The following is a 25851-nucleotide window of genomic DNA, read 5'->3' as shown; positions in this document are numbered from 1 at the left end:
TGCAAGGTTGCCCCGACCGCGCCCACCCGTTTGCTTCGCCGCATGCTTCCACGTGGACTCGCCCTGGGTTTGGCCGGCCTTCTTCTCCTCACCGTGTGCGGTTGCGGTTCCCGCGAAACCGTCGTCGAACGAGGCAACCGCGAGGGCGTCCTGCACTCCGCCGTGGGGGCCGAGCCCGAGAGTCTCGATCCCCACGTCATCACGGCCTACACCACCATGCAGCTGGAGCTGGCGTTCTTCGAAGGCCTCACCGCCGTCGATGAGGCCACCTCGAAACCCCTCCCGGCCGCGGCCCGGAGTTGGGAGGTTTCCGACGACGGACTCACCTGGACCTTTCACCTCGCGCCCGACTTGAAGTGGTCCGACGGCACCGCCATCACCGCACCCACGTTTCGCGATTCATTCGCCCGCGCGCTCGCTCCCGCCATGGCCGCCGAATACGCCTACGTGCTCTACAACATCAAGCACGCCGCCGCCTTCAACGCCGGTGAGATCACCGACTTTGCCCGAGTCGGGGTGCGTGCGCCCGACGATGCCACGTTGGTTTTCGAACTCGCCCAACCCACGCCCGGCCTCGCTTCGATCCTCACCCTCGCCATCGCGTTCCCCGTGCCCCTCCATGTGATCGCGCAACACGGCGACCTGCACTCGCGCTCCAATCGCTGGACTCGCCCGGAAAACATCGTCGGCAATGGCCCGTTCAAAGTCGCGGAGTGGTCGCCCAACCAACGCCTCACCGGCGTGCGTAATCCCAATTTTCGCGACGCCGCCAACGTCACGCTCAACGGCGTCGCATTTTACCCCTACGAAAATGCCACCGCGCAGGAAGCGGCCTTTCGCGCCGGCCAACTCCACCTCACCTCGGAGGTGCCCCTCACCAAGATCGCCCCGTATCGCGCCGAGCATCCGGACCAACTGCGCATCGACCCGTTCGTGCTCACCGGCTTCATGCGGTTCAATACGACGCGCCCTCCGTTCGACGACGTGCGGGTGCGCCGCGCCCTCACCATGGCGATCGACCGCACCGCGTTGACCGACCACGTTTTCAAGGCCGGTGAAACCGTCGCCACCAGCCTCAATCCTCCCGGCATCGGCGGTTACACCGCCCGGGCCGCCATCGGCTACGATCCCGATCAAGCCCGCACCCTGCTCGCCGCCGCCGGTTACCCGGGAGGCAAAGGTTTTCCCGTGGTCGAAGCCATGTCGCGCGCCCGGGAAATGAACCAGTCCTTGCTCGAAGCCATCCAACAAATGTGGCGCCGCGAACTCGGAATCGAAATGCGCGTGGCGATGAAGGAGCAACGCGTGTGGCTCGACGACGAAACCCAACTCAACTACGAACTCTCCAACGCGCGCTGGATCGGCGACTACGTCGACCCGCTCACATTTCTGGAATTGTTCCTCACCGACAGTGGCAACAACTCCACCGGCTGGGGCAACGCCACCTATGATCAATTGGTGAGCCGCGCCAGCGCCACCGCCGACGAGGCCCAGCGCTTCGAACTCTACCAGCAGGCCGAGGCCATTCTCATCGCGGAGTCGCCCATCGCCCCCATCTATCACGGCACCCAGTCCTACCTCATCCGACCGGAAGTCAAAGGCTGGCCGCCTTCCCTGCTCGGCTTTCACCGCTATCATATCGTGCGATTGGAACCCTGAATCACCGACCGTTTCGTATGAGTAATTATAATACGACGGCAAATTTTCCCTCCCAAGCTTGAACCGGTCCGAGGGGCACCGCACCTTGGTTGCCCGCCATGCGTCTCCCCCTTCAATTCCTCGCGATCGTCGCCCTTTCCCCGGTCGCCGGCGTGACCGATGGCGCGGCAGCCGTGACCCTCGAACGCGTCTGGCCGGGCTACCGTGACGCCGCCAGCTTCACCCGTCTGGGTGAATACTTCGGCGCCGGTCCCGATGCCATTAACGCCGCCGCGCTGCGCAGCCAACCCCAAGCCCGCGCCGGCTATTATTGGCTCATCCGCACCGACGCCACCGCCGCCCAATCCGGTTGCTCCCTCATCATCGAGGTGCAGCGGGAGAGTAATCCTGTTCCCGACACCCACACCTTCTCCTTCGATCTCTCCGCCGGCAGTCACGCGATTCACGCTGGCCTCACCGGGCGCGACTGGATTGACTCGGAAGAACGCCCGGTCGCTTGGCGACTGACGCTTTTATCCCCCGACGGCACTTCGCTTGCTACCCAACACAGCTTCCTTTGGGAACGCTCCTCTTCATCCTGATTTCTTTATGGCCGAACTTTTTGCCGACTACGACACCGGACCTTTTTATGATGAGATGTTCACCGCCACCGGTGAACCTCGGCCGCACTACCAACGTTTTTTCGATCGTTACGCGCAGCTGAACGGCATGGAGGAACTCGTCGAGCGGCAACACACCGCCGACAAGACGTTCGAACGCCGCGGGGTCACGTTCACCGTCTATTCCGACCAAGCGGGCACCGAGAAAATTTTCCCGTTCGACATGATCCCTCGGATCATCTCCGCCGAAGAATGGCGACACCTCGAAAGCGGCCTGCGCCAACGCATGATCGCCCTCGACCTGTTCCTGCGCGACGTCTACTCCGACCAAAAGATCGTCAATGAGGGCATCGTCCCCCGTTCCCTCGTCGAAAGCTGCTCCCACTTCCGCAAGGCGCTCGTCGGCGTGAAGCTCCCGCTCGATCGACACGTTCACATCAACGGCACCGATCTCGTCCGCGATCAGCACGGCACCTACTGTGTGCTCGAAGACAACCTCCGCACGCCGTCCGGCGTGAGCTACGTGCTCGAGAATCGGCAGGTCATGAAGCGCGTTTTCCCCAACCTGCTTCGCAACTACGACGTGCGGCCGGTCTCGAACTACCCCATCGATCTGCTCGACCTGTTGCACAGTCTGGCGCCGCCCGACGTGCCCGAACCCACCGTCGTTCTGCTCACCCCCGGCGTCTACAACTCCGCCTACTTCGAGCACGCCTTCCTCGCCCGCCAGATGGGCATCCAAATCGTCGAAGGCAGCGACCTCGTGGTCGAAAACGACCGGGTCTACATGAAGCGCACCCACGGCCTCGCTCCGGTGCACGTCATCTACCGCCGCATCGACGACGACTTTCTCGACCCCACCGTGTTCCGCAAGGACTCCATGCTCGGCGTGCCCGGCCTCTTCGAGGCTTACCGCAAGGGCAACGTCGCCCTCACCAACCCCGTGGGCACCGGCATCGCCGACGACAAGGCCATCTATTATTACGTGCCGGCCATGATCAAATTCTACCTCGGCGAAGACCCCATCCTGCCGAACGTGGAAACCTTCCTCACCTCCAACCAGACCGAGCTCCAGCACGTGCTCGACAACCTCCCCAACTTCGTCGTCAAGAGCGTCAACGAAGCCGGCGGTTACGGCATGTTGGTCGGCCCCAAATCGACCAAGGCCGAGATCGAGTCCTTCCGCGCCAAGATCATCGCCAACCCCCGCAACTTCATCGCCCAACCCACCCTCGGCCTCTCCCGCGCCCCCACCGTTTGCGGCGACGCCATCGAAGGCCGTCACCTCGATCTGCGCCCCTACATTCTCTACGGCAAAGACGTCAAAATCATGCCCGGCGGACTCACCCGCGTCGCTCTCAAACGCGGCTCACTCGTGGTCAATTCCTCCCAGGGCGGCGGCTCGAAAGACACCTGGGTGCTCGCCGACACCAACGATCCTACGCCCGCCGCCACCGAGGCCACCGCCGGTCGCATCACCCTCTAATCCCGCCGCGCGCCATGACCACCACGTCCTCCCAGTCCCAATCCCAGACCAGCAATCCCGTCGCTCCCCGCTCGGGCATGCTCAGCCGCGTCGCCAACCTCATCTACTGGACCGCCCGCTACCTCGAACGCGCCGAAAACACCGCCCGCCTCATCGACGTCAACGCCCAGCTCGTGCTCGACCTCGACGCCCAACAGGATTCCGACGACCCCCGCGCCTGGGAACCCCTCGTTTACGTGACCGGCGATGAAAAGGATTTCGTCAAACTCTACGGCGAAACCACCGACGAACGCAACGTCGTCGAATACCTCCTGTTCGACCGGCGCAACACCTCGTCCTTCGTTTCCTGTATCTTCGCCGCCCGCGAAAACGCCCGCTGCATTCAGGACCAGATCGCCTCCGAAATGTGGGAGACGCTCAATACGTTCTACCTCGAGCTCAAACAACACGACTACGAGTCCTATACCCAGTTTGGTCCGAGCGAATACCTGTCGCAGCTCAAGCTGCGCATCCAGCAACTCTACGGCGTCGCCGAGTCCATGCTCCCGCGCGACGAAGGCTGGTGGTTCTACCAACTCGGCCGCTACCTCGAACGCGCCGACAACGTGTCGCGGATCATCGACATCAAATACTACATGATCCTGCCGCCCAACCATCAGGTCGGCGCCGCGCTCGACATCGTGCAATGGGCTTCCGTGCTGCGCTCCTGCTCCGCCTTCGAAGCCTTCCGCCGCTCCAAACGCGGCCAGCTCACCCTCACCCGCGTGCTCGACTACCTCATCCGCGACCGGGCCTTCCCCCGCTCGTTGCTGTCCGCCATCATCGCCGCCGAAAACTGCGTGCGCCAAATCATCGCCGACGCCGATACCACGGCCAACGCGAAGCACACCTTCGAACAACTCGGCAAGTTGCGCGCCCACCTCGAACAAACCGATATCGATGCCGTCATCGCGAGTGGACTGCACGAATACCTCGATCAATTTCAGGTCAAGATCATCGGGATTCACACCGACGTCGGTCGCGCCTTCCTTCAGTCCGAATACGAAGAAGTCGCCACCGCATGAGCGACCCCGGCTGGACGCCGTGGACCCCACTCGACGGCGCCCCAACCTTCCCACCCGCCGTCCTCGCCGAACAACTCGACGGCGGCCAAGCCTTCCGCTGGCACCGCCAACCCGACGACTCCTGGCAAGGCCAGTGGTCCACCCACCTCGCCCGCCTCCGCCTCGCCCCGGGTAGGGCTGGCTCGCCGAGCCCGCCGCTTCAGTCACCCCAGCCCACCGACTCAAAAGCGGCCTCTTCACCGACAGCTCCACCGAGCACGCCGCTCACGTCACCCCAGCACCTGGAGTGGTCGGCCCCCATCGCCACCGCTCCCACCACCGAGCCCGCGCTGCGACACTACCTCGCGTGCGACGACACCACCGCCGCGATTCTACCGACCGCCAGCGACCCGCATCTCGCGACCTGCGTCGCCGCCTATCCCGGCCTGCGCATCCTCCGCCAACCCTTCGGCGAAACGCTCCTCGGTTTCCTCTGCAGCGCCACCAAGCAGATCGTGCAAATCAAGCAGATGATTGCGCTCCTCGCTGAGCGCCACGGCGCCCCGTTGCCCCCCGCAGCTTGTCATCTATTAGGTGACAAACTGCCGCGGGCGCTGCCGACTTGGGCCCAACTCGCCACTGTAACCGAAGCCGACCTGCGCGCCTGCCAACTTGGTTTTCGCGCCCGCTACATCAAAGGCACGGCCGACATGCTCGCCGCCGAACCCGATTGGCTGGCCACCACCGCGCAGCTCCCCTTTACCGCCGCCAAAACGCGACTCCTGTCGCTGCCCGGCGTCGGTGAAAAAATCGCCGACTGCGTGCTCCTTTTCGGCCTCGGTCACCACGCCGCTTTCCCCGTCGATACCTGGATGATCAAAGCGATGACCCGCCGCTATGGCCTCGACGGCTGGAGCCCCGCGCAAGTAGCCCACTTCGGCCGCGTCCACTACGGCCCGGCGGCGGGCTTGGCCCAGCAATACCTCTTCGCCTGGGAACGCACCCACGGGGCCAAATAGTTTTTCGTTCCCTGAAAGATCGATCGGTGGGCGCACGTTCTATGCTTTAGAAACGAGCATAACATTTGGAATGCCCCATCCTGTGTCCCACCCCCTCTGCTAAAGTGTGTCCGCCATGACGCACTACGCGCACACCACTGACGGCCCATCATCCACTTGGGAACCGCTCTTCACTCCCGATTGTGCAACGCTCACCGACGGGCATTGCTCGCACTGCGCAGCTCTCGAACGCGACCACGGCCACCTCAACAAAGTCGCCCACCTCGCCTCCGAATTCGCGGCCGCCATGTTCCCGCCCGGCCCCGACCGCGAATCCGCCCGCGAGTGGGGTCGCCTCACCGGCCTCTGGCACGACCTCGGCAAATTCGCGCCCGAGTGGCAAACTTACCTCAAGTCCAAGGCTGATCCACACGCCTCCGAGAATCAGGCCAATCCACCAAGAAAGGAAGATCACTCAACCGCAGGAGCCGTGCACAGCCACGGGCTTACTCCTTTCGGAGACCTGCTCAGCTACATTATCGCCGGGCATCACGCCGGACTAGCCGATGCCAACCAGTTGTTCACCGAACGACTCCCAAAATCCATCAACGAATGGCGTTCGCATGCCGAATCCGCCGCCGTCCCCCTAACCGAATCCATACCCGCGCCGCCCCTTAGTCGATCCGATGCGGGAAACGACGGCATGGCTTTCATGCTTCGCTTCTTCTTTTCCTGCCTCGTCGATGCCGACTTCCTCGCCACCGAGTCTTTCATGCAGCCGAAGCTCGATAGCCTCCGACAACCTTGGCCCGAGGACACGCTCTTCCGCATGCTCGTTGCTCTTGAAACCCATCTGGAGAAAGAATTCGGGAGTCCCGGCGAGGACCCCGTCAATCAAGCCCGCGATATAGTCCGGCACGACTGTATCCACGCTGCTGAAAACGAACATGGTTTCTTCTCCCTCACCGTCCCCACCGGCGGCGGAAAGACCCTCTCATCCCTGCTTTTCGCTCTCCGCCACGCCCTACGGAACGGCCAACAACGAGTCGTCCTCGTCATCCCCTTCACAAGCATCATCAAGCAAAACGCCGACGTCTTCCGCCAAGTCTTCTGCGACCTTTCAAATGAAATGGGCCGGGAAATCGTTCTCGAGCACCACTCCAAGTTCGATCCGAGAAAAGAGACCGAACAAAACCGCCTAGCGGCGGAGAACTGGGACGCTCCGCTCGTCGTCACCACCAACGTCCAATTCTTCGAATCCCTCTTCGCCAACCGCACCAGTGCCTGCCGCAAGCTCCACCGCATCGCCCGCAGTGTCCTGATCTTTGACGAAGTCCAAGCGCTCCCCAGTTCGCTACTCCATCCGATCCTCCGCGCGCTTCGCTGTCTCGTCCACGACCTTCACTCTACCGCCGTCCTATGCACGGCCACTCAGCCCGCTGTCGATCGTCGCGATGATTTCGACATCGGCATCCCGCCCGAAGAAATCACCGCCATCATCCGTGACGAATCCGCCCTCTTTCACACCCTGGAACGCGTCACCAGCCAAGACCTCGGCCTCGTCGACGACGACCAGCTCCTCGCCCATCTCCTCCCCCACGCTGCCTCCGGCTGTCTCCTCATCCTCAACACCACCAAAGCCGCGAGGACGTTTCACGAGAAACTGAGCCACCACACCAACGCTCTCCATCTCTCCGCCCGTATGTGTCCGGCGCATGTGGTCGCCGTTCTCGATGCAGCCAAAACCCTGCGGAAATCAGGACAATCCGTCGTCCTCGTCTCCACCCAACTCATCGAAGCCGGTGTCGATATCAGCTTCCCGACGGTTTACCGCGCCGAATGCGGTCTCGATTCCTTCGCCCAAGCCGCCGGTCGCTGCAATCGGAACGGCGAACTTAAAACAGCCGACGGCACCCGCGTCAAAGGCCGCGTCTTTCTCTTCTCCCCCACTGACCACCCCATCCCGAAAGGTCTCGCCGACATCAGCGCCAACGCCGCGATCACCCGCGCCCAAATCCTCCCCAATCTCGGAAACCGCGATCTCCTCGACCCCCCGCTCATTCGCACTTATTTCGAGCACGCCATCTGGCAAGCGGGACCCAAAACCGACCGTTGGGACAAACCCCACATCGTCTCCGGCGAAGCCTGCTTCAACCCGAATGACCAAAGCGACTCATGGGCTCGCACCTACAAATTCAAAACTGCCGCTGAACGATTTCGCCTCATCGACACCAACACCCATCCCGTCCTCATCCCGTGGGGAGTGGAAGGCCAGCAACTCGCCCAGGAAATCCGCGACCTCAAAAAACAAAACCGCGTCCCCAACCGCAGCCACTACCGCCGCGCCCAGCAATTCACGGTCCAAGTCTATGACGGCGAGTGGCAGCACCTCAAAACCCAAGTCAGCCTCCACTGCGAAGAAGCCTTCGCCATTCTCGAGCACCCTGAAAACGCCTACCACCCTCAAACCGGTCTCAAACGCCCCGACGCCCCCTCCGATCCCAACGCCTTTTGCCTGTGAGCTCTTCACCCTCCTTGCCAAAAATCGGCCGGAGAGATCACTCCCTCCGGCCATTCGCAACATCAGTCTTACAACACATGTTTCAATCCGCGACACCGCGCCGGACAAAGGCGCCCGGCAATGTCGACAACAGAGGAATCTTTACGCCTCTGAAATACGGCGAGCCACATCCGGACAATTCCTCAGAATATCGCCGTCCCGAGTGTAAAGCGTCAGACTCAGCGCCCTCGCACAAGCAACATACGTCGCATCGTAAAACGTCAGATTGCTGGCCATCGCCACCCCCAGAATCACTTCGTCGGACGGCTCTTCGCAAAATCTCACCATCCCCAGTCCCTTCCCAAGCATCGACTGGGCGACCTCTTCCGTCCGCCGCCCCGCTCGCACATATGTCCGCAATACATTACCGAACTCGTAGCGACAAAGAGGTGGAGCCATCCAATCACGAAACTTCCGCCTCAATCTCTCTGCATCCGCCTGCAACCCCTCATCTCCGACGAACAGGTCCGAGAGCGCGTTGTTATCCACCAGAATTCGAGACGAGTTCATCGGGCTCAATCTTGTTACCTAAACTGAAAGCATATCAAGTTATTTCAGTATTACATCACATGAATACTTATAGATTGACCTCATTCTGCCATCAGCTTACTCCCGTGAATGCGCGGCCCCCTCGACCTCAAGCTCGGCCGCCTCGTTTCGCAGCATCGATTTCCGCTGCCGTCATCGGTTTGGAATTCCCCCGGAGAAGTCGGATTTCAGCGAGCTCCGCTTCCACGTTCCCCATGACTCCGCCTCCTTTACCCACCCACGCCTCTTCCAGACAAACCAACACCTGCTGATTCAAGCTCCTTCGGCTCCGCTTCGCCGTTTGTTTCAGCCCAGCAAGAAGATCCTCAGGAACGTCACGAATCGTAATCGTTTTCATGCCTCAACAGAGGCAATTTACATCCAAAATGCAATCATTTTAGAACCATGTCCTACGGCATCAAACTTCACCTCAGCGGCGATTTCGCCTGTTTCACTCGACCCGAGATGAAGGTCGAGCGTGTCTCCTACGACATCATCACCCCCTCCGCTGCGCGCGGCATCATCGAGGCCATCTACTGGAAACCCCAAATTCGATGGATCATCGACCGCATTCACGTCCTCAAGCCCATCCGGTTTACCAATATCCGCCGCAACGAAGTCGGAGCCAAAGCCAGCGCCCCGACCGCCGCAGCCATGAACGGAGACATAGTCGTGCTCCCCGGAATCATAGCGGATGATCCTAAGACTCGCCAGCAACGCGCCTCAACCCTCCTGCGCGACATCGCCTACGTGATCGAAGCCCATTTCGATATCCTTGATTACCGCTTCGAGCGGGGCGGGCCCGAACTTCCCGCCAACGACTGCGCGGGCAAGCACCTCGATGTCTTCAAACGCCGGGCCCGAGGCGGCCAATGCTTTCACCAGCCGTGTCTGGGCAATCGCGAATTTCCCGCCCGCTTCTCCCTCATCGAAGATGGAGACCCATTACCGGCATGCGAACTCCCCCCTGAACAGCTCAACAAAGAACTAGGCTGGATGCTCCACGATCTCTCTTACCTACCTGCCGATAAAAAAGCCAAAGACAGCTTTCTCACCGGTCGAGGAAAACGCGTCCGCACCGAGCCCCGCTTCTTTCACGCTCAACTCGAAAACGGCATCGTCACCGTCCCGCCCCTCCAATCCGCCACCGCCTGAGCTGCCATGATCCTGCAATCTCTCCATCAGCTCTATAACCGGCTCGCTGAAGACCCGCAAAACGGGCTGCCCACTCCCGGCTACAGCCTCCAGAACATCAGCTTCTGCGTCATCATCAAAGCAGATGGCTCCCTCATTGAAATCGTTCCCTGCCGCACGGAAACCATCGAGATCGGAAAAAACGGCAAAGAAAAGAAAACCGTGCGCCCCCTTTCCCTTCTTGTCCCCGGCCAGTCCAAACCTCCCGGCCAAGGACTCAACCCCTGTTTCCTCTGGGACAACACCGGCTACATGCTCGGATTCAAACCCGAAGACCCGAAGAAGTCCGAGGCCGCCCGTGAAAAGGAAAGAATCCGAACGCTCGCCTCGTTCGACGCCTTCAAGACGCGCCATCTCGAAACCGAAACACTCATCGCTGATCCTCACTTCTCCAGCGTCTGCCGCTTCCTCGAATCATGGTCTCCCGACCAAGCCGCCGACCATCCTATGCTCCAGGAAATCATATCCGGTTTCGGTGTTTTCCAAATCTCGGGCAGCCTCAAATATGTCCATCAAGCTCCCGCCGTCTCGCGTTGGTGGAACGAACAAAACACCATCTCTTCGGCAGGGGAAACCAGCTTTTGTCTCGTCACGGGCAAACCCGCACCCACTGCGGCCACTCACGACCCTGCCATCAAAAGCGTCGCCGGCGCTCAAAGCTCGGGAGCCAAGCTCGTCTCCTTTAATCTCAAATCGGTCGAGTCGTTCAGCAAAGAACAGGGCGATAACTCTCCCGTCAGCGAGACCGCCGCGTTCGCTTACTGCAACGCGCTGAACTGGCTCCTTGCCCGTAAAGAGCGCCGTTTCCGCATTGGCGATGCCACCACAGTCTTCTGGACCGCCGCAGCGACCACCGCCGAAACCCTCTTCCCTTGGATGATGTCCGGCGTCCCGGAAGCCGAAGACACCGCGACCAAAAACCGCGTCCACGATCTCCTAAAAAAAATATCCCAAGGCATACTCGGACGCGACGACCTCGGCGACCCGACGGTTCCCTACTACATTCTCGGCCTCTCGCCCAACGCGTCCCGCCTCTCCGTCCGCTTTTGGCACACCGGGGAGCTCGGAGAACTCATCACCAAACTAAAACTCCACCTCCAGCAACTCTCCCTCGTCCGCCAATGGGACGAAACAAATTCCAAAAACCCCGAACCCGTCACCCCGACCGTCTACCAGCTCCTGCGCCAAACCTCCCGTGATGCCGACGGTATCCCACCTCTCCTCGGCGGTGCCCTCATGCGTGCCATCGTCCTCGGCACGCCTTACCCCGATTCGCTCATCACCGCCGTCATCAACCGTATCCGCGCCGAACGCGAAGTCTCCTATCTCAAAGTCGCCGTGCTCAAAGCCTGGCTAATCCGAAATCACCACCAACTCATCACCCCCATGCTAGACGAAACCAACGTCAATCTTGGCTACCGCCTCGGACGCCTGTTTGCAGCCCTCGAAAAAACGCAGCAAGACGCCCTCCCGGACCTTAATGCCACTATTCGTGAGCGCTTCTACAGCAGCGCCTCCGCGACGCCTCGCGCGGTCTTCGGCCGCCTCCTCCGCCTCTATCCGCACCACCTCGGCAAATTACCGATCGGTGGCAAGATCGTGCGAGAAAAGCTCGTCCAGGAAATCCTAGATTCCGTTCAGGACTTTCCATCCCACCTCAACCTGCAAGGTCAAGCCCAGTTCGCCCTCGGCTACTACCACCAGCGCAAAGCCTTTTATCCGACCAAAACCAAAGAAGCAACTGTCGCCTGATTCCGCTCCATTTTAAGTCCTCAATCTCACGCTCCCCTACCATGAAAAATCGCTACGACTTCATCTACCTTTTCGACGCCCAGGATGCCAATCCCAACGGCGATCCCGATGCCGGCAACCTCCCTCGCGTTGATACTGAAACCAACCAAGGCCTCATCACCGATGTCTGCCTCAAACGCAAAGTCCGCAACTTCGTGGAAGTCGTTAAAAAGGACGACCCCGGTTTCGACATTTACGTCAAAGAAAAAGCCGTCCTCATTCGCGCCCATGAGAAGGCTTACCAAGCCCTCAGAAAAGAAGGTGAGGAGCCAAGTGAAACCAAAGCCGGGAAACGCAAAGGAAGTGGCGAGAAAGTCGAAGCCGCACGCCAGTGGATGTGTCAAAATTTCTACGACATCCGCACCTTTGGTGCCGTCATGAGCATCGCCGTCAACTGCGGCCAGGTTCGCGGCCCCATCCAACTCGGATTCTCGCGTTCGATCGACCCCATCGTTGTCAGCGAACACGCCATAACCCGCATGGCCGTCGCCACCGAAAAGGAAGCCGAAGCCCAGCAAGGCGACAACCGCACCATGGGCCGCAAATTTACCGTCCCTTACGGACTCTACCGCACCCACGGCTTCGTTAATCCCTTCCTCGCCGACCAAACGGGCTTCAACGAAGACGACCTCGAACTCTTTTTCCAAGCTCTCGAAAACGCCTTCCAGTTCGACCAATCCGCCGCTCGCCCCGCCGGCAGCATGGCTCCCCGCGCTCTCCTCGTTTTCAAACACGATTCAGCTCTCGGCAAGGCCCCCAGCCACACCCTTTTCGATCGTCTTCAAATCGAGCCTTTCGAAAAATCCCCCGCAACGGACGGTAAACCACCCCGCGCCTTCACCGACTACGCCGCTCGTATCACCTTCGACGGTCAACCTCTCGATGATGTCGTAAAACTCGGCGATGCCAAGGACCTCGGCAACGGCATCAGCCTCATTCGGCGTATCTGAATATGTCCGCATCGGAGCACCCCAACAGACAGGAACTCGCCCGTGAGCTTCTGCTCTACAAAATGCAGGAATATTCTCAGGATGGTTTCTGCGCAAGCTGGCTGCATGGTCTCGAATGGGAACTTTGGGAAGCCGCTGAGCCACCGAACGCTCCCGCCGAAAATCCATTCATTTTCAACACGAGCCGTGAATGCCGCCAATTGGCAGAGATCGCTCAAGGCTGGTGGGTATTTGAAGACCAAACCCAGCCCGACACGGAGAGTCCCGTATTTGTGTCTCTGGAACGTTGGCAACAGACTAGATCAGCGGGAAATCGCCCGCCGATAGACCCCCTGGAGCAGCTGTAGCGTCTCCCCTGCCCCTCCCATCCCAAATCTGAAATCCCTCATTTCAAATAACCGACCATGTCCTACGCCGAGACCGACCTCCTCCCGATCTCGGCGTTGCAACATCTGCTCTTCTGCCCCCGCCAGTGTGCGCTCATTCATAACGAGCAACTCTGGGCCGATAACCATCTCACCGCCCAGGGTCAGGTTCTCCACGAGCGCGCCCACACCCCCAAACACGAATCACGCCCCGGCGTGCGCATCACCCGTTCCCTCTATCTGAGCTCCCGCGTGCTCGGCCTGCGCGGTATCGCCGATATCATCGAGTTCCATCGCGATGGCACGATCATCCCCGTTGAATACAAACGCGGTAAACCCAAGTCCAACGACTGCGATCGCATCCAACTCTGCGCCCAGGCGATGTGCCTTGAAGAGATGCGCCAAAGCACCATCCCCGCCGGAGCCCTCTACTACGGTCAGCGCCGCCGTCGCACCGAAGTCGTATTCGATGATTCCCTACGTGCTCGCACCACCGAGGCCGCCCGCGAACTCCACCAACTCATCCGCTCCCGACGCACGCCCGCTGCCGTGCGCGAACCCAAATGCGATGCCTGCTCGTTGATCGATCTTTGTCTCCCCGACGCCCTCGCTCACCAAAGCGACACCACCTCTTGGTTTGTCCGCCGACTCCAAGCCTCCCTCAAATCTCAGATCTGACGTTTCAAATCTCAAATTCCCCTTCGCCCGCTCATGTCCACCTATCAACGTTTCGAAGACCTTCCCGTCTGGCGCCAGGCCATCACCCTGGCCGAGCGTTGTGAAGACTTCCTCGCCGCCGCCAAGGACCATCTCACGTGGTCCAAACGCGACCAACTTGATCGCGCCTCCCTCTCCGTCTCCAACAACATCGCCGAAGGCTTCGAACGCGGCACCACCAAAGAACTCCTCGCCTTCCTCTACATCGCGCGCGGCTCCGCTGGCGAAGTCCGTTCCATGCTCTGTTTCTTCGAACGCCGCCCCGCCCTCGCGCATCTCAAATCTGAAATTTCAAATCTCAAATCCCTGGCCGAATCCTGCTCCCGCCAACTCGGAGCCTGGGCCGCATCCCTGCAGAACTCCGACATCACCGGTCCGCGTCATCTCAATGACCAAACCCGTCGCGACTACGAACGCCGCCAACAGCACCGCGACGGAGCCGCCGACTTCCAAACCCTCCTCGCACAACACCTTCCACCCGATCACCCCCAGCACCCCGACAATCGTCCGACGTAATCACCACTCTCAATCCCCCGCTGATATTTGAAATCTCAGATCCAAGATCACACACACCGCCGCCGCCTCCTCCCCCTCTGAAATCTCAAATATGAAATCCCAAATCTCCCCCAGCCGTCCCCTCTCTCAAATTTGAAATCCCCCATCTCAAATCCAAATGCGTAAGCATTTGAACACGCTCTACGTCACCCTCGACGACAGCTACCTTCAGCAGGACGGCGAGAGCGTCGCCGTGCGCCATGCCAAGGAAACCAAGCTGCGCGTGCCCCTGCACAACCTCGATGGCATCGTCACGTTCGGCTGGTCCATCGGCTGCTCCCCGCAACTCATGGCAACCTGCTCCCGCCAAGGCGTCACCTTGTCATTCTGCGATGGTCACGGCCGTTTCCAAGCCACTGCCCAAGGCTTTTCCCCCGGCAACGTGCTCCTCCGCCGCACCCAATACCGCGCCGCAGACGACCCGGACTCCTCCCTGGCCATCGCCCGCCATTGCGTCGCGGCCAAACTCGCCAACTCCCGCCAAGTCCTCCTCCGCGGAGCCCGCGACCATGGCACCGAAAAACCCGACCGGCACGCCGCCCTCACCACCGCGGCCGCCCACCTCGCCCACCGGATCGAGGCCGCACTCACCGCCACCGATCTTGACGCTCTGCGCGGCGTCGAGGGCGATGGGGCCGACACCTATTTCCAAGCGTTCAACCACTTGCTCACGATCGACGGGCCCACCTTTCGGTTCACCACCCGCTCGCGCCGCCCCCCGCTCGATCCCATAAACGCCCTCCTCTCCTTTCTCTACAGCCTGCTCGCTCACGACCTGCGCTCAGCCTGTGAAGCGTCCGGGCTCGATGCCGCCGTGGGCTTCCTTCATCGCGACCGCCCCGGTCGGGCCGGGCTCGCCCTCGACCTCATGGAAGAGTTTCGCGCCGTCATCGCTGACCGCCTTGCGCTCACGCTTATCAACCGACGCCAATTGACCAGCGCGGATTTCGTCACTCAGGAAACCGGGGCGGTCACGCTTAAAGAAGACTCGCGCAAAACTGTGCTCGTCTCGTGGCAGGAACGCAAAGCCGCCGAACTGCGCCATCCGTTTCTGGACGAGAAAACCACCTGGGGGCTGCTCCCGCATCTGCAAGCCCGCCTCCTGGCCCGGCATCTCCGCGGCGACCTCGACGCCTATCCCGCCTTCCTTTTGAAATAATTTAATTTCCCCACCGCCCCTACTGTTATGTATGTGCTCATCACCTACGACGTCGCCACCAGCACCCCATCCGGCACCAAACGCCTGCGCCGGGTAGCGAAAGCCTGCAAGGATCGTGGCCAACGCGTGCAAAACTCCGTCTTCGAATGTCAACTCGACCCCGCCCAATTCGTGCTGTTGAAACAAAAGCTCATCGACCTGATTGACCCTCGTCACGACAGCCTGCGATTTTACCACCTCGGGTCCAACTGGCAGCGCAAAGTCGATCACCACGGAGCCAAAGCCGGCTACGACATCGACGGCCCCCTGCTGGTATAAGAAACTAACCGCGAACCCCCAGCGGCCACGCCATCCGCCGCCGGTTCGCGATTCGCATAAACGACGCGGATGTAGGATCTTTCGTTGTCCCATTTGCGCGCACAGCGTCCCCGCTAGTCCTAATTTTGAAGGTTCGCGCAAACCCGAACCTTGCTCTTTGACAGTCAATAAGTTCGAAATCCCGAGTCGCGCCCTTCACGGGCGCGCGGATTGAAACAAATCGATCACCTGCAGCCGGGCCGCGCTCGAAGTCGCGCCCTTCACGGGCGCGCGGATTGAAACTACGACGTAACGTCGCTGAACGAATTACTTAAGTCGCGCCCTTCACGGGCGCGCGGATTGAAACGTTGCCCGCATGGACCCGTAGATCGCCCCCACTGGTCGCGCCCTTCACGGGCGCGCGGATTGAAACGACGTAGACGCCGATGAAGTTGGAACGAGTGAGTCGCGCCCTTCACGGGCGCGCGGATTGAAACTTACGGCCATTGTCCTGGCCGGCGGCGATGAACAGTCGCGCCCTTCACGGGCGCGCGGATTGAAACTCCTGTCATCCTACAGGAGAGGGGGTGTCAAATGTCGCGCCCTTCACGGGCGCGCGGATTGAAACATATACAACAGCTTATACGAGCCGATCTCGCGTCGCGCCCTTCACGGGCGCGCGGATTGAAACGTCCCAGGGGGCGAGGTCGCGGCCGTGGAGGGTGGTCGCGCCCTTCACGGGCGCGCGGATTGAAACATGCCTAAAGCCACTTACCCCCGAGGCGCGATGCGTCGCGCCCTTCACGGGCGCGCGGATTGAAACGTCCCAGGGGGCGAGGTCGCGGCCGTGGAGGGGTCGCGCCCTTCACGGGCGCGCGGATTGAAACCGCAACTGGACCCGGAAACAATAATATGGCGGTCGCGCCCTTCACGGGCGCGCGGATTGAAACTGGAAGCGGGAAGGGAAATTGAATCCCTCGCCCGTCGCGCCCTTCACGGGCGCGCGGATTGAAACAGCAATCGCCGCTGCCGCCCGCGTTGGAATCGTCGCGCCCTTCACGGGCGCGCGGATTGAAACTGTCGAACCCCGCCGGTTGAACCGCCCGGGTTGGTCGCGCCCTTCACGGGCGCGCGGATTGAAACAATGAGTGCCGCCGCATCAAGGAACGGGAAACCGTCGCGCCCTTCACGGGCGCGCGGATTGAAACTCCCGAAACGCCAACTCTTTCTCCGCGTTCTGGGCGTCGCGCCCTTCACGGGCGCGCGGATTGAAACTGCAACGAGCTTTTCGCGCTCTGCGTCGATGCGTGTCGCGCCCTTCACGGGCGCGCGGATTGAAACCCCATGATTCGACGTGATACCGGCACACTTCATGTCGCGCCCTTCACGGGCGCGCGGATTGAAACGTAAAAGGCCATGCGACCGGCGGCGGTGGCGCGTCGCGCCCTTCACGGGCGCGCGGATTGAAACAATCACCATGGCCTCGGACCCCATGGAGGTCTGCGGTCGCGCCCTTCACGGGCGCGCGGATTGAAACCCAATGCCGCCACCCAGGCCGGCGCGCTCCTCGTCGTCGCCCCCTTCGCGGGGGCGCGGATTGCAAACCTCCCTGTCTCGAACTAATTTCTGACCCAAACCCATGCGCAGGCTTGGGCAAATCATGCGCAGCGGGAGGGGGCGGTTGGTGGTAGATTATTGGCCTCAACCCCACACGAACATGAAAACCAATATCGGATCCTACGACGCCGGTGCCCGGTTCTTACTCGGCTTGCTCATCCTCGACCTCTCCCTCCACGGCCTCGGCTGGTGGGGCCTCCTGGGGATGATTCCCATTGTCAGCGGTATCATCGGTCACTCCCTGCTCTACGACCTCCTGCACATCGATACCCAACGGTGGGAGGACAATTTCGAGAATCGGCATCTCCGTCACCACTAAGCATCTCACGTTTCCCGCAACGCCGACGCGCCTGCCTGTGACAGGCGCGCCCGTTGCAGTGTCGGTTTGATCAGGCTTTGTCGCGCTGGATCAATTCGACTTCATAGCCTTCCGGCGCATCGAAAAACGCGATCATGCCGCTGCCGCTTTTGGTCGGGCCGTCGCTCAGTTCGTAGCCTTTGGCTTTCGCCTCGGCGGCGAAGGCTTCCAGGTCGTCAACTTGGAAGGCCAGGTGCATGAGGTCGGGTTGCACGACCACGGGCTCGGCGCCGGGGGGCATCTGGCAGATCTCGATTTCTTCTTCGCTGTTGGGCGTTTGCAAAAACACGAGTTGCGCGCCGCGCGGCGAGGTATGACGACGTGACTCGGTCAGGCCGAGCGCCTCGGTGTAGAACTTCACCGTGGCTTCAATATCGTTCACACGCATCCGCGTGTGCAGGAGTTTCGTAACAGTGGGCATAGACGCATACCCTACGCAACAACGCCCCCGTCGCCACTGATTTTTGTCCAATAAATCACCCTAAAATACACGAACCCAGCAAACATTGGTGATTGGATTTTAACGCAATGATGCCGAGCCATCAGGTGCGCCGTGATGGGGGATCAAGCTCTGCGACCTCTGCGCCTTTGCGGTGAACAAAATTCATCGCCCCGCCTTCGGACGGCTTTCGTGTAATTCGTGTTTTTCGTGGTCAACCTCGTTTCAGCCGGTTTGCCCCGTATTCGTTTTCAAACCACGAAATACACGAAATACATACGCACGGAAGAGAGCGTTTTAACGCAAAGACTCCGAGCCACCAAGTGCGCCATGATGGATCATCCTTTGCGTTCTTCGCGCCTTTACGTTGAAAAATCGGCGAGCGCTTACTCCGGACGGTTTTCGTGTTTTTCGTGTGATTTAGTGGGCCACCCCGCCTCAGTTGGTCTGGCTCGCGTCGAAGGCGCCCATCACGCGACTCGTGCCGTCGGGAAAGGTTTTGGCCAACGCCTCGATGACGGCGGTGCCCCTCGCGTTGGGCGAGTAACCCACGACACTCAGACTGGGCGGCGCGCCCCCGTTGCTCTCGTAAAGCGCACTCGCTCGCCGACGCACCCAACGCTGCAATTCGTCCAGATCGTAATACGACGTGGGGCGGCTCGGACGCGACGGTCCCGGCCGCGAGGGTGCTCCGCGCGAGCCGCCTTCGCGCACGATCGGCGGCAGGCCTTGGGCCGCCCGCTCCGCCCGGACTTTGTCTCGTGCCGCCTGCCATGCCGCGCGCTCCTTTTCGTAGGCCACCATCTCGCGTTGCCCTTTGTCGCTGGCTTCGTAACGGGCGCGCTCTTCGTCGTATTTGTCCACCCGCCGACGCCACCGTTCGTCCTCACTCGCTTTGCGCCCTTGGCGAATCGACGGGGTGCCATCGGTGATCATGAAGATCAAGTCGGCCCGCAACTCCAATGCCGCTGCCAGCGCCAGATCCATGCGTGAACTGCCACCGGCGCCGTTCCAATCAATGAGCTGCGGCGCGTAGTTTTTTCGATAGGTGCCCCGCTCGACGATCTTGCCGTTGGAAAGTCGCCAATACGGCGCGATCCACGCCGCGACTTGCGAGGTGTTGTCAGCCGTCGCCACCACCATGCGCGGCGCGTAGAGATCCACGTCGCGCTCGAATACAATGATGTTGAAAAACGTGCCGGGCGACAGGCCTTCGACCATCTTCACGAGCTCCGCTTTGACCCGCTCATAACCGGGCAAATCACCGCGCTCCGGTTCCACCATGGATGCGCCCGCATCGACGATGAAGACGACGCGCTCGCCTTGCTTTTTGATCCCAAAAAAATCCACGGCCGAGGCGCCGAAATTCATCCCCCCGCCACCTCCGCTCAAGCGACCAAGTCGCCCTGTTCCTGCGCTCACGACCACGGGCGTTCCCGCCAGCGCCGACGTGCCAAACGCGCCGCCGCTCGGGCTGTCCAAACTGTCCAACGATTGGTTGAGCAAGCTATCGACCTGCCCGGCGGTCTGGCTCGGCGGTCGCTGGCTTTGCTGCTGCAACTGCTGCATCGCGACGCGGTATTCCAAATTGGCCGGTGGGACCCGCGCGGCCGGCGGCGGAGACGAAAAGGTCGCCTCCGGCGGCGACGTGTAGCGATAGATTTTCCACGACGCGACCAGCGCGCCCACGAGCAGATGCGCGCCCGCACTGATCACGATCACCCAAAAGAGTGTGCTGCGCGGACGTTTGCTTACGGTCGACATCGCGACGTCATTCGAGGTTGAAGGACACGAGAGAAATCTTCGCGACCGCACACGCGTTGAGCACATCGATGATGCGTTGGTGGCGCGCATCGTCCTCCGGTTGCACCACAATAAAAGCCGGAACTTGCGCATCGGCGGCGGCCTGGCGAAACCGCGTCAAGGTGCGCGTCAGTTGCGGCATGTCCGGGCTGGTGGGCGTATCGAAAGGTTGGCCGTTGAGCAGGATCGTGCCGTCGCCCAGAATATCCAGGACCTGTTCTTCGGGCATATCGAGCGGCTCGTCCTGCTCCACCCGACTGGGCAACGACATGCTGATATCGGCCTCTTCCTTCACAAACGCCGCCGTCACCATGAAGTAGATCAACAGCAGAAAAACGATGTCCAACATCGAGTCCAAAGAGAACCCCTCCTCCTCCGCAAACAGGTCACGCTTAGTCCTCATCGTGACCACTCCTCACTGAAATTTTTCCCCACTAAATACACGAAATAACACGAAAGCCCCGTAAGCGGATAATCTCGGTTCGGATTCAGGCTGACCGTTTCGTGTGTTTTCGTGTGTTTCGTGGGCAATCTCCGATTCCGCTTCAGCCTCAGGTTCATCCGCCGCCCTCCGTTTGGAAGGAGGAGAAGATAATGTCGGCGATACCGGCATCGCGGCAGATCTTCATGACCTGCTTGACCAATCCGTAGCTGTTGGAGCGGTCGGCGCGGATCACGATCTTGGTTTCGCCGTTGTCCGCAATCCACGTGCTCACCGTGGTCGCGAGTTCGTCGAGCGAAACCGACCGCGAACCCGCCCACACTTGCCCATCAATCGAGATCGAAATGAGCGCCCGGTCCTGCTGGTTTTCCGCGATCGCCGCATTCACGGCCAAGGGCAAATCCACCTCCACTTTTTCGCGCGTCACGTAAGTCGCGACGATCATGAAGAACGCGATCAACTGAAACACGATGTCCATCATCGGCGTCATATCGAAACGCGCGTCGTCGGTGCCGATCGTGGAGAGCTTCATCGTCGTAACCGCTCAGGGCTGGGCTTTCTGGCGCATCGCATGCGTCAGCGCGTGATGCAGATCGCCGCAAATTCGCGCCAGCCGCGAGGTCAGTCGCGCGTAGCGATTCTTGAAAAAGAAGAACGCGAACATCGCCGGGATACCCACGACCAATCCGACCGCCGTGGTAATGAGCGCCTCCGATATATTGTCGGCCAACAGCTCCGGTTTACCCATGCCCCCGAGTGCGATGTTGCGGAACGCTTTGATCATACCCGAAACCGTGCCGAGCATGCCGACCATCGGTGCCAGTGTCGCCAAAATTGACAGGTAGCTGATCACCCCAAACGGTCCGGCGATCTCCTCGACCGAGGCTTCCTCCATGCCCTTCTCCACCGCCTCGGCGTCGTAATCGCCGGGCTTCACCCGCACCAAGCCGGCCCGCGTGACATTGGCGACCAAACAAGGGTTTTCCTCGCAGACGGTTTGGGCCGCCGAGACATCGCCCTTAGCCAAAAGCTCGTGCAACTGGTCCGACACGTCCGGGCGCAACAACGGGCCTTCGCGCACGCTGAGAGCGTTGTAAAGAATCAGGCCAAACGCCGCCACCGAGAAGAACGCCAGCGGATACATCGCCCAACCACCCTGCGCCCAGAGTTGGCCGAGACTCACGTCACCACCGCTCGCGGTCGCCGCTGATGTAGCGGTTTCCTGCGCATGCAAAAACACTGGCACGAGACCGAGCAGCAGCAGCCAGCGCGTATAAGTCATCCAAGGAGGCGGGGAGGTATTCATGGCATCATCAATCAGGGGAATGTGGCAGCCAGCGGGAGTCAGGATAAAGGCGACGCAGATCGCGTTCGATGCCGGCGGCGATATCATCGTCGCCGGTTTCTCGATACGCCGACGCCATCACGGCGGTGAGCTCGACCCGCCACTCGCTGGCGCCATCGATCCCGATCAAACCCTCGCTCAGAACGTCCAATGCCCCCGCCGGATCATCCTGCGCCAAACGCACGCGTCCGGCCAACAGGCGGAAGAGAGCGCCGTCGCCGGCATTCGTCGTCGGCATCTCCGCCATGGTCACAAGCGCACTCGCCCGCAGGTCGCTGCCTTGATGCCAATCCGTGTAAGCGAGCAACAAATCCAGTGACAACTGCTCCGTCTCCGCCGCAGCGCCACGCAGACGTTGATAGATGGTTTGGGACTCCGCCCAAAAACCTTCGCGACGCATTTCATCGGCGAGTTCCCACACGAGCGCACGGTGGGCGCCTGCGCTCGTATCCAACGGCAAACGTTCCAGCAACCACGCGACATCTTTCATTCGCTTTTGCGCCTGCAGAGCGCGGGCCAATCCCACGATCTCCGGCACGAAATCGGTTTCCGCTTCCCCGAATGGTAAACTCGATGCCACCGCGAGCGCATCGGCCCACTCGCCTTCGCTGACCAACAACCGAAAGTAGCGTCGCACCACGGGCACCGCATTGGATCCGGCGATGCCGGCATAAGGCACGAGCTCCGGCACGATACGGCGCAAACGCAGCAGCGCCTCGCCATGGCGACCCGCAAAGATGAGCTGCTGCGCCTCGCGGTAATCGTCGGGCAGGATGAATCGCAGATCGCGTGCCTTGTCCAAGGGCAGCAACGCCTCACCGGCATCGGTCGCTTCCGGCCGCAGGCGAATGCGACCCGCGGCATCGATTCCCATCACCTGCATGACCGTGCGATTCTGGTCTCCCATGCGGGCGCGCAGCGGCGCCGCCCACGCCACCGAACCCCCGGCGATGACCAGCACGATACCCGTGACGAAACGAACCATGCGCAAGCCGCCGACGGAGGGACCGGTTCCACCCGGTCCGCCCTGCCCCGACGTCGCATGCTGAGAGGCTACGTGCGGAAGACCTGGAAGTCGTCCCTCCGCGGCTAAAGAGCGCCATCTCATATCCCCAAGGCCTCCAGACGTTGCGCGGCCTCGGCCACGGCGGGTTGCGTTTGCAGGCGATCCTGCGCGATCAGCTCCCGATAGGTCGCCACCGCATCGTCGGGACGATTCAACTGCTCCAACGCGAGACCACTGGTGAGGTAGGCCGAAGCCGCCCATTGGGCGACGCCTCCGTAAAGCACGTAGACGCGCTGGCAAAAGCCGAACGCCGCTTGGAAGTCACCCGACTCAAAGTGCGTGAGTCCGACCTTGTAGTTCGCCTCCGCCCACGCCGACCCCCGCCATTGCCGAACCTTGAGCACTTCCCGGTAGGCCGCGATGGCGTCGGCGTAGGCACCGCGTTCCCGCTGTAAGTCGCCCTCGCGCAACCGGGCCTCGACCGCATGCGGCGAGGTGGGAAAATTCTCCACCAAACTGCGCCATGCTTCGATCGCCGCCACGCGATCACCGGCCGTCGTGCGCATCTCCGCCACCAATCGCCACGCCTCGGCAGCAAATGGGGCAAATGGCGACCGCGCCAACGCCCGCTCCGCCGCGGCCAGGGCCAGGGCCGGATCACGGGCACGCTCGGCGTGAGCTGCCTGCACCAACACCGCCCCGCTGGCGTCATCCAGATTGTTAATCGTGACCCGCGGCAGCTTCGCGTCTGCCACGCCAATACTTCGCAACGCGGCCCCGAGTCGCAGCATCAGCGTCGTTTGGCGCTGTGACGTCGCGATGGCCAACGCATTGCGCAACACTTCCTCCGGCGAGGTGCCGCGCACGGCCGTGTAATGTTCGGGAAACTCCGCCAGCATCAGATCCGGTCCGGTGTCCGCCGGGTCGTTGCCAAAGCGCAGAATTGCCTCGATCCACACGTCGAGCATCGCGTCGCTGCGGTCGAGCTGCACTTGCGCGCGTCCGAGCTGATAAATCGCGTCGCCCGCCCGACCTTCGCTGCCCCAGCGCCGCAAATACGATTCAAACCACTCGGCCATTTCGGGCCAACGTGCGGCGGCCGCGAACAGTTCCCCGGCCTGAAACACGGCGTGATTGATGTAGCCCATGTTGGGCGGGTTCAACAGGGCCCCCGCATCCTGCGCCGCCGCGTAGGCATTGATGGCGGCCTCCGTGCGCCCTTCTGCCGCAGCCAGATCTCCCAGCAGCGCATACGCTTCGCTGGCCAAACGACTTTCCGGATAGTCCTGCAAAAAGCCATCCAGCTTTTGCCGGGCCCGGCCATACTTCAACAGACCATACCAGCAGACCCCCTCCCGGTAGTGCGCATCCTCCGTGTAACCGCCGTTGGGGTAATCCCGCATGATCGTTTCAAAATGGGCGAGCGCGGACGGGTAGTTTCCGTCAAGCACTTCGACCAAGCCCAACCAGTAAGCCAGACCGTCGCTGAATCCACGATCCGGATACTCCGCCAACATGGGCTCGAACCGTTCGCGCAGTCCGATGCGATCCTCCTGCTCCATCAAGGTCGAACCCACGAGGTAGATCAGCTTGGGCGCCTCCTGCAGATTGGGATCGAGCCGCACCCGCGCCATGAACGCCTCCGCCAATTCGCGCACCGCCAACAAATTGCCCTCGCGCACCTCCGTCTGCAGCAGTTCGTAACCGACGTCACCAATGAAACGGGTGAACGTTTCCGTGCGCAGATAGCGCCGTGCCGCCGACCGCACGCGATCATCGCGGCCGCACGCCGCCGCCATCTTGACCTGTCCATAAACGGCTTCTTCCAGGAAACTATCGGACGCACTGGAAACCTCCTTCCGCGACGTGTTTTCCAGTCGCGCAAACGCCCAATACGCCTCGTGCGTGCGTCCGCGAGCAAGGTAGCAACGAGCAATCCGGAAGTGCAGCGCGCCGGTGTAATCGGACACCGCCCGGTGCTCTTCCTCCACCGGTTCACTCGATGCCCCGACCACCCCAAGTTGCTCCAAGCGCGCCTTCGCTTGAGCCAGGTCGCTCTCCACTTGATTCGTTCGTTCCGCGAACCAATCGATGCCCGCAATCCGAGCCTTCTCGGCCTCGCCGCGCTCGATCTCCGCCGTCCAAAAGTCCTGCAAGGTCGCGGGCGGCAGCACCAGTTCGTAGAAGTAAAGCGCTTCACCATGTCGGGCCGCCGCGTAGAGCTCGTCGCCGCCGCGCATCAGCGCGAGGTTGAGCGCGAGATCGTAACGCGCCTGGCCGGATTGCCCACTCAGATCGGGCAGCGCGGCCAAGGCCGCCTCGAAGTCATTTTGCGCCATTGCCGCCTGCAACAAATAGGATCCGGCCTTGGCTCGTTTTTCGTCAGCAGTGTTGCGATCAAAGAGCTGAGTAGCGGCGGCTTTCATCGCCGTGAATACCTCGACTCCGGCGTCCCAGTCGCGCTCCGCATATACGCAATCCGCGTAATGCTCCCAATAGGCGGCCCGTGGCGCGACATCGAGCCGAGTCGGGTCGTAGCGCGCGCGCAGTTCCTCATACAACGCCCGCGCGTCGGCCAGCCTCCCCTGGTAATAAAACGCATCGCCACGATACATCTGCGCGATCACGGCATTGGGCGCATCGGGATAAGCGGTGACAAACTCACCCAACGTGTGCGCCGCCCCGGGTAAGTTCGCCTGCTGCAATTTGCCCAGCCCCAAGTAAAAGAGAATGCCCTCGCGCGCCCGCACCGCCGTGCTGTCAGTCGACTCCCGCAACCTCCGATCGAGCTCGCTCAGAAACGGCACCGCCTCGGCAAACGCCGCCCGCTCGATCCGGTCCTGCGCCATCTCCTGCAGCGCCGTGGTGCCCAGCTGGGTGGCGTTTTGCGCCGCGGCCGACGTCGCATTCATCAGCGACAACCAGACTACCCCCGATAAT

Annotated in this window: 24 protein-coding genes and 1 CRISPR repeat array; of the genes, 15 read left to right on the top strand and 9 right to left on the bottom strand. The window is 61.3% G+C overall.

Annotation, left to right across the window (positions count from 1 at the left end):
- The first annotated feature begins 42 nt into the window (after positions 1 to 42).
- From PXH66_RS20620 to cas3, 6 genes are all read left to right on the top strand, one after another.
- Positions 43 to 1659 (top strand): peptide ABC transporter substrate-binding protein, encoded by a 1617-nt coding sequence (locus tag PXH66_RS20620; protein ID WP_330931980.1) that lies wholly within the window; start codon positions 43 to 45, stop codon positions 1657 to 1659.
- Between the two features lie 98 nt (positions 1660 to 1757).
- Positions 1758 to 2240, top strand: coding sequence for a hypothetical protein (locus PXH66_RS20615; protein WP_330931981.1), 483 nt, complete (start codon positions 1758 to 1760; stop codon positions 2238 to 2240).
- A 7-nt stretch (positions 2241 to 2247) separates the two neighbouring features.
- Positions 2248 to 3744: a circularly permuted type 2 ATP-grasp protein gene (locus tag PXH66_RS20610; RefSeq protein WP_330931982.1), complete on the top strand. Its 1497-nt coding sequence runs from the start codon at positions 2248 to 2250 to the stop codon at positions 3742 to 3744.
- 14 nt (positions 3745 to 3758) lie between these two features.
- A complete protein-coding gene (locus tag PXH66_RS20605) occupies positions 3759 to 4808 on the top strand; it encodes an alpha-E domain-containing protein (protein ID WP_330931983.1) in 1050 nt (349 codons plus the stop codon).
- Positions 4805 to 5806 carry a DNA-3-methyladenine glycosylase 2 gene (locus tag PXH66_RS20600; RefSeq protein ID WP_330931984.1) on the top strand — a complete coding sequence of 334 codons (1002 nt, stop codon included), beginning with the start codon at positions 4805 to 4807 and terminating at the stop codon, positions 5804 to 5806. Before PXH66_RS20605 ends, PXH66_RS20600 begins: the two co-directional genes overlap by 4 nt.
- A gap of 115 nt (positions 5807 to 5921) precedes the next feature.
- A complete protein-coding gene (gene cas3 / locus PXH66_RS20595; RefSeq protein WP_330931985.1) occupies positions 5922 to 8306 on the top strand; it encodes a CRISPR-associated helicase Cas3' in 2385 nt (794 codons plus the stop codon).
- A 141-nt stretch (positions 8307 to 8447) separates the two neighbouring features.
- On the opposite strand, the gene PXH66_RS20590 is transcribed toward cas3, so the two are convergent.
- Positions 8448 to 8855, bottom strand: coding sequence for a type II toxin-antitoxin system VapC family toxin (locus PXH66_RS20590; protein ID WP_330931986.1), 408 nt, complete (start codon positions 8853 to 8855; stop codon positions 8448 to 8450).
- A 127-nt stretch (positions 8856 to 8982) separates the two neighbouring features.
- On the bottom strand, positions 8983 to 9231 hold the full coding sequence (locus PXH66_RS23250) for a FitA-like ribbon-helix-helix domain-containing protein (protein ID WP_425609092.1): 249 nt from the start codon (positions 9229 to 9231) through the stop codon (positions 8983 to 8985).
- Positions 9232 to 9278: 47 nt separating this feature from the next.
- On the opposite strand from PXH66_RS23250, the gene cas5c reads away from it, so the two are divergent.
- The 9 genes from cas5c (at position 9279) to PXH66_RS20545 (ending at position 17837) form a co-directional block, all read left to right on the top strand.
- Entirely contained in the window at positions 9279 to 10028 is a 750-nt protein-coding gene (cas5c, locus tag PXH66_RS20585) for a type I-C CRISPR-associated protein Cas5c (RefSeq protein ID WP_330931987.1), read from the top strand.
- Between the two features lie 6 nt (positions 10029 to 10034).
- On the top strand, positions 10035 to 11819 hold the full coding sequence (gene cas8c, locus PXH66_RS20580; RefSeq protein WP_330931988.1) for a type I-C CRISPR-associated protein Cas8c/Csd1: 1785 nt from the start codon (positions 10035 to 10037) through the stop codon (positions 11817 to 11819).
- A 41-nt stretch (positions 11820 to 11860) separates the two neighbouring features.
- The gene (gene cas7c / locus PXH66_RS20575) at positions 11861 to 12808 is read left to right on the top strand and encodes a type I-C CRISPR-associated protein Cas7/Csd2 (protein WP_330931989.1); all 948 of its coding nucleotides are present in this window, start codon (positions 11861 to 11863) and stop codon (positions 12806 to 12808) included.
- A gap of 2 nt (positions 12809 to 12810) precedes the next feature.
- Entirely contained in the window at positions 12811 to 13155 is a 345-nt protein-coding gene (locus PXH66_RS20570; RefSeq protein WP_330931990.1) for a hypothetical protein, read from the top strand.
- A gap of 57 nt (positions 13156 to 13212) precedes the next feature.
- Entirely contained in the window at positions 13213 to 13851 is a 639-nt protein-coding gene (gene cas4, locus PXH66_RS20565) for a CRISPR-associated protein Cas4 (protein ID WP_330931991.1), read from the top strand.
- Between the two features lie 33 nt (positions 13852 to 13884).
- Entirely contained in the window at positions 13885 to 14406 is a 522-nt protein-coding gene (locus PXH66_RS20560) for a four helix bundle protein (RefSeq protein ID WP_330931992.1), read from the top strand.
- A gap of 157 nt (positions 14407 to 14563) precedes the next feature.
- Entirely contained in the window at positions 14564 to 15604 is a 1041-nt protein-coding gene (gene cas1c, locus PXH66_RS20555; protein ID WP_330931993.1) for a type I-C CRISPR-associated endonuclease Cas1c, read from the top strand.
- A 27-nt stretch (positions 15605 to 15631) separates the two neighbouring features.
- On the top strand, positions 15632 to 15922 hold the full coding sequence (gene cas2 / locus PXH66_RS20550) for a CRISPR-associated endonuclease Cas2 (RefSeq protein WP_330931994.1): 291 nt from the start codon (positions 15632 to 15634) through the stop codon (positions 15920 to 15922).
- A 185-nt stretch (positions 15923 to 16107) separates the two neighbouring features.
- Positions 16108 to 17505: a CRISPR direct-repeat array (repeat unit 32 nt; unit sequence GTCGCGCCCTTCACGGGCGCGCGGATTGAAAC).
- Positions 17506 to 17618: 113 nt separating this feature from the next.
- Entirely contained in the window at positions 17619 to 17837 is a 219-nt protein-coding gene (locus tag PXH66_RS20545; RefSeq protein ID WP_330931995.1) for a YgaP family membrane protein, read from the top strand.
- Between the two features lie 70 nt (positions 17838 to 17907).
- Here the strand turns inward: PXH66_RS20545 and PXH66_RS20540 are convergent, their stop codons facing one another.
- From PXH66_RS20540 to PXH66_RS20510, 7 genes are all read right to left on the bottom strand, one after another.
- On the bottom strand, positions 17908 to 18297 hold the full coding sequence (locus tag PXH66_RS20540) for a VOC family protein (protein ID WP_330931996.1): 390 nt from the start codon (positions 18295 to 18297) through the stop codon (positions 17908 to 17910).
- 456 nt (positions 18298 to 18753) lie between these two features.
- Positions 18754 to 20079 carry a vWA domain-containing protein gene (locus PXH66_RS20535; RefSeq protein WP_330931997.1) on the bottom strand — a complete coding sequence of 442 codons (1326 nt, stop codon included), beginning with the start codon at positions 20077 to 20079 and terminating at the stop codon, positions 18754 to 18756.
- A gap of 7 nt (positions 20080 to 20086) precedes the next feature.
- A complete protein-coding gene (locus tag PXH66_RS20530; RefSeq protein ID WP_330931998.1) occupies positions 20087 to 20521 on the bottom strand; it encodes an ExbD/TolR family protein in 435 nt (144 codons plus the stop codon).
- Between the two features lie 154 nt (positions 20522 to 20675).
- Positions 20676 to 21092: an ExbD/TolR family protein gene (locus PXH66_RS20525; RefSeq protein WP_330931999.1), complete on the bottom strand. Its 417-nt coding sequence runs from the start codon at positions 21090 to 21092 to the stop codon at positions 20676 to 20678.
- Between the two features lie 12 nt (positions 21093 to 21104).
- Complete coding sequence (locus PXH66_RS20520; protein WP_330932000.1) at positions 21105 to 21866, bottom strand: MotA/TolQ/ExbB proton channel family protein; 762 nt, start codon at positions 21864 to 21866, stop codon at positions 21105 to 21107.
- Between the two features lie 7 nt (positions 21867 to 21873).
- Complete coding sequence (locus PXH66_RS20515; protein ID WP_330932001.1) at positions 21874 to 22890, bottom strand: hypothetical protein; 1017 nt, start codon at positions 22888 to 22890, stop codon at positions 21874 to 21876.
- A gap of 119 nt (positions 22891 to 23009) precedes the next feature.
- Positions 23010 to 25823, bottom strand: a complete 2814-nt coding sequence (locus PXH66_RS20510) for a tetratricopeptide repeat protein (RefSeq protein ID WP_330932002.1) — start codon at positions 25821 to 25823, stop codon at positions 23010 to 23012.
- Positions 25824 to 25851: the final 28 nt, after the last annotated feature.

The organism is Synoicihabitans lomoniglobus, assembly GCF_029023725.1.
GTDB lineage: Bacteria > Verrucomicrobiota > Verrucomicrobiia > Opitutales > Opitutaceae > Actomonas > Actomonas lomonigloba.
Note: the sequence above shows the minus strand (reverse complement) of the source record. Positions and strands in the feature narration are given on the sequence as shown.

Coding starts and splice junctions, on each gene's coding strand:
- PXH66_RS20620 (WP_330931980.1), top strand. CDS start 43: ATGCTTCCACGTGGACTCGCCCTGGGTTTGGCCGGCCTTCTTCTCCTC.
- PXH66_RS20615 (WP_330931981.1), top strand. CDS start 1,758: ATGCGTCTCCCCCTTCAATTCCTCGCGATCGTCGCCCTTTCCCCGGTC.
- PXH66_RS20610 (WP_330931982.1), top strand. CDS start 2,248: ATGGCCGAACTTTTTGCCGACTACGACACCGGACCTTTTTATGATGAG.
- PXH66_RS20605 (WP_330931983.1), top strand. CDS start 3,759: ATGACCACCACGTCCTCCCAGTCCCAATCCCAGACCAGCAATCCCGTC.
- PXH66_RS20600 (WP_330931984.1), top strand. CDS start 4,805: ATGAGCGACCCCGGCTGGACGCCGTGGACCCCACTCGACGGCGCCCCA.
- cas3 (WP_330931985.1), top strand. CDS start 5,922: ATGACGCACTACGCGCACACCACTGACGGCCCATCATCCACTTGGGAA.
- PXH66_RS20590 (WP_330931986.1), bottom strand. CDS start 8,855: ATGAACTCGTCTCGAATTCTGGTGGATAACAACGCGCTCTCGGACCTG.
- PXH66_RS23250 (WP_425609092.1), bottom strand. CDS start 9,231: ATGAAAACGATTACGATTCGTGACGTTCCTGAGGATCTTCTTGCTGGG.
- cas5c (WP_330931987.1), top strand. CDS start 9,279: ATGTCCTACGGCATCAAACTTCACCTCAGCGGCGATTTCGCCTGTTTC.
- cas8c (WP_330931988.1), top strand. CDS start 10,035: ATGATCCTGCAATCTCTCCATCAGCTCTATAACCGGCTCGCTGAAGAC.
- cas7c (WP_330931989.1), top strand. CDS start 11,861: ATGAAAAATCGCTACGACTTCATCTACCTTTTCGACGCCCAGGATGCC.
- PXH66_RS20570 (WP_330931990.1), top strand. CDS start 12,811: ATGTCCGCATCGGAGCACCCCAACAGACAGGAACTCGCCCGTGAGCTT.
- cas4 (WP_330931991.1), top strand. CDS start 13,213: ATGTCCTACGCCGAGACCGACCTCCTCCCGATCTCGGCGTTGCAACAT.
- PXH66_RS20560 (WP_330931992.1), top strand. CDS start 13,885: ATGTCCACCTATCAACGTTTCGAAGACCTTCCCGTCTGGCGCCAGGCC.
- cas1c (WP_330931993.1), top strand. CDS start 14,564: ATGCGTAAGCATTTGAACACGCTCTACGTCACCCTCGACGACAGCTAC.
- cas2 (WP_330931994.1), top strand. CDS start 15,632: ATGTATGTGCTCATCACCTACGACGTCGCCACCAGCACCCCATCCGGC.
- PXH66_RS20545 (WP_330931995.1), top strand. CDS start 17,619: ATGAAAACCAATATCGGATCCTACGACGCCGGTGCCCGGTTCTTACTC.
- PXH66_RS20540 (WP_330931996.1), bottom strand. CDS start 18,297: ATGCCCACTGTTACGAAACTCCTGCACACGCGGATGCGTGTGAACGAT.
- PXH66_RS20535 (WP_330931997.1), bottom strand. CDS start 20,079: ATGTCGACCGTAAGCAAACGTCCGCGCAGCACACTCTTTTGGGTGATC.
- PXH66_RS20530 (WP_330931998.1), bottom strand. CDS start 20,521: ATGAGGACTAAGCGTGACCTGTTTGCGGAGGAGGAGGGGTTCTCTTTG.
- PXH66_RS20525 (WP_330931999.1), bottom strand. CDS start 21,092: ATGAAGCTCTCCACGATCGGCACCGACGACGCGCGTTTCGATATGACG.
- PXH66_RS20520 (WP_330932000.1), bottom strand. CDS start 21,866: ATGAATACCTCCCCGCCTCCTTGGATGACTTATACGCGCTGGCTGCTG.
- PXH66_RS20515 (WP_330932001.1), bottom strand. CDS start 22,890: ATGGTTCGTTTCGTCACGGGTATCGTGCTGGTCATCGCCGGGGGTTCG.
- PXH66_RS20510 (WP_330932002.1), bottom strand. CDS start 25,823: ATGAATGCGACGTCGGCCGCGGCGCAAAACGCCACCCAGCTGGGCACC.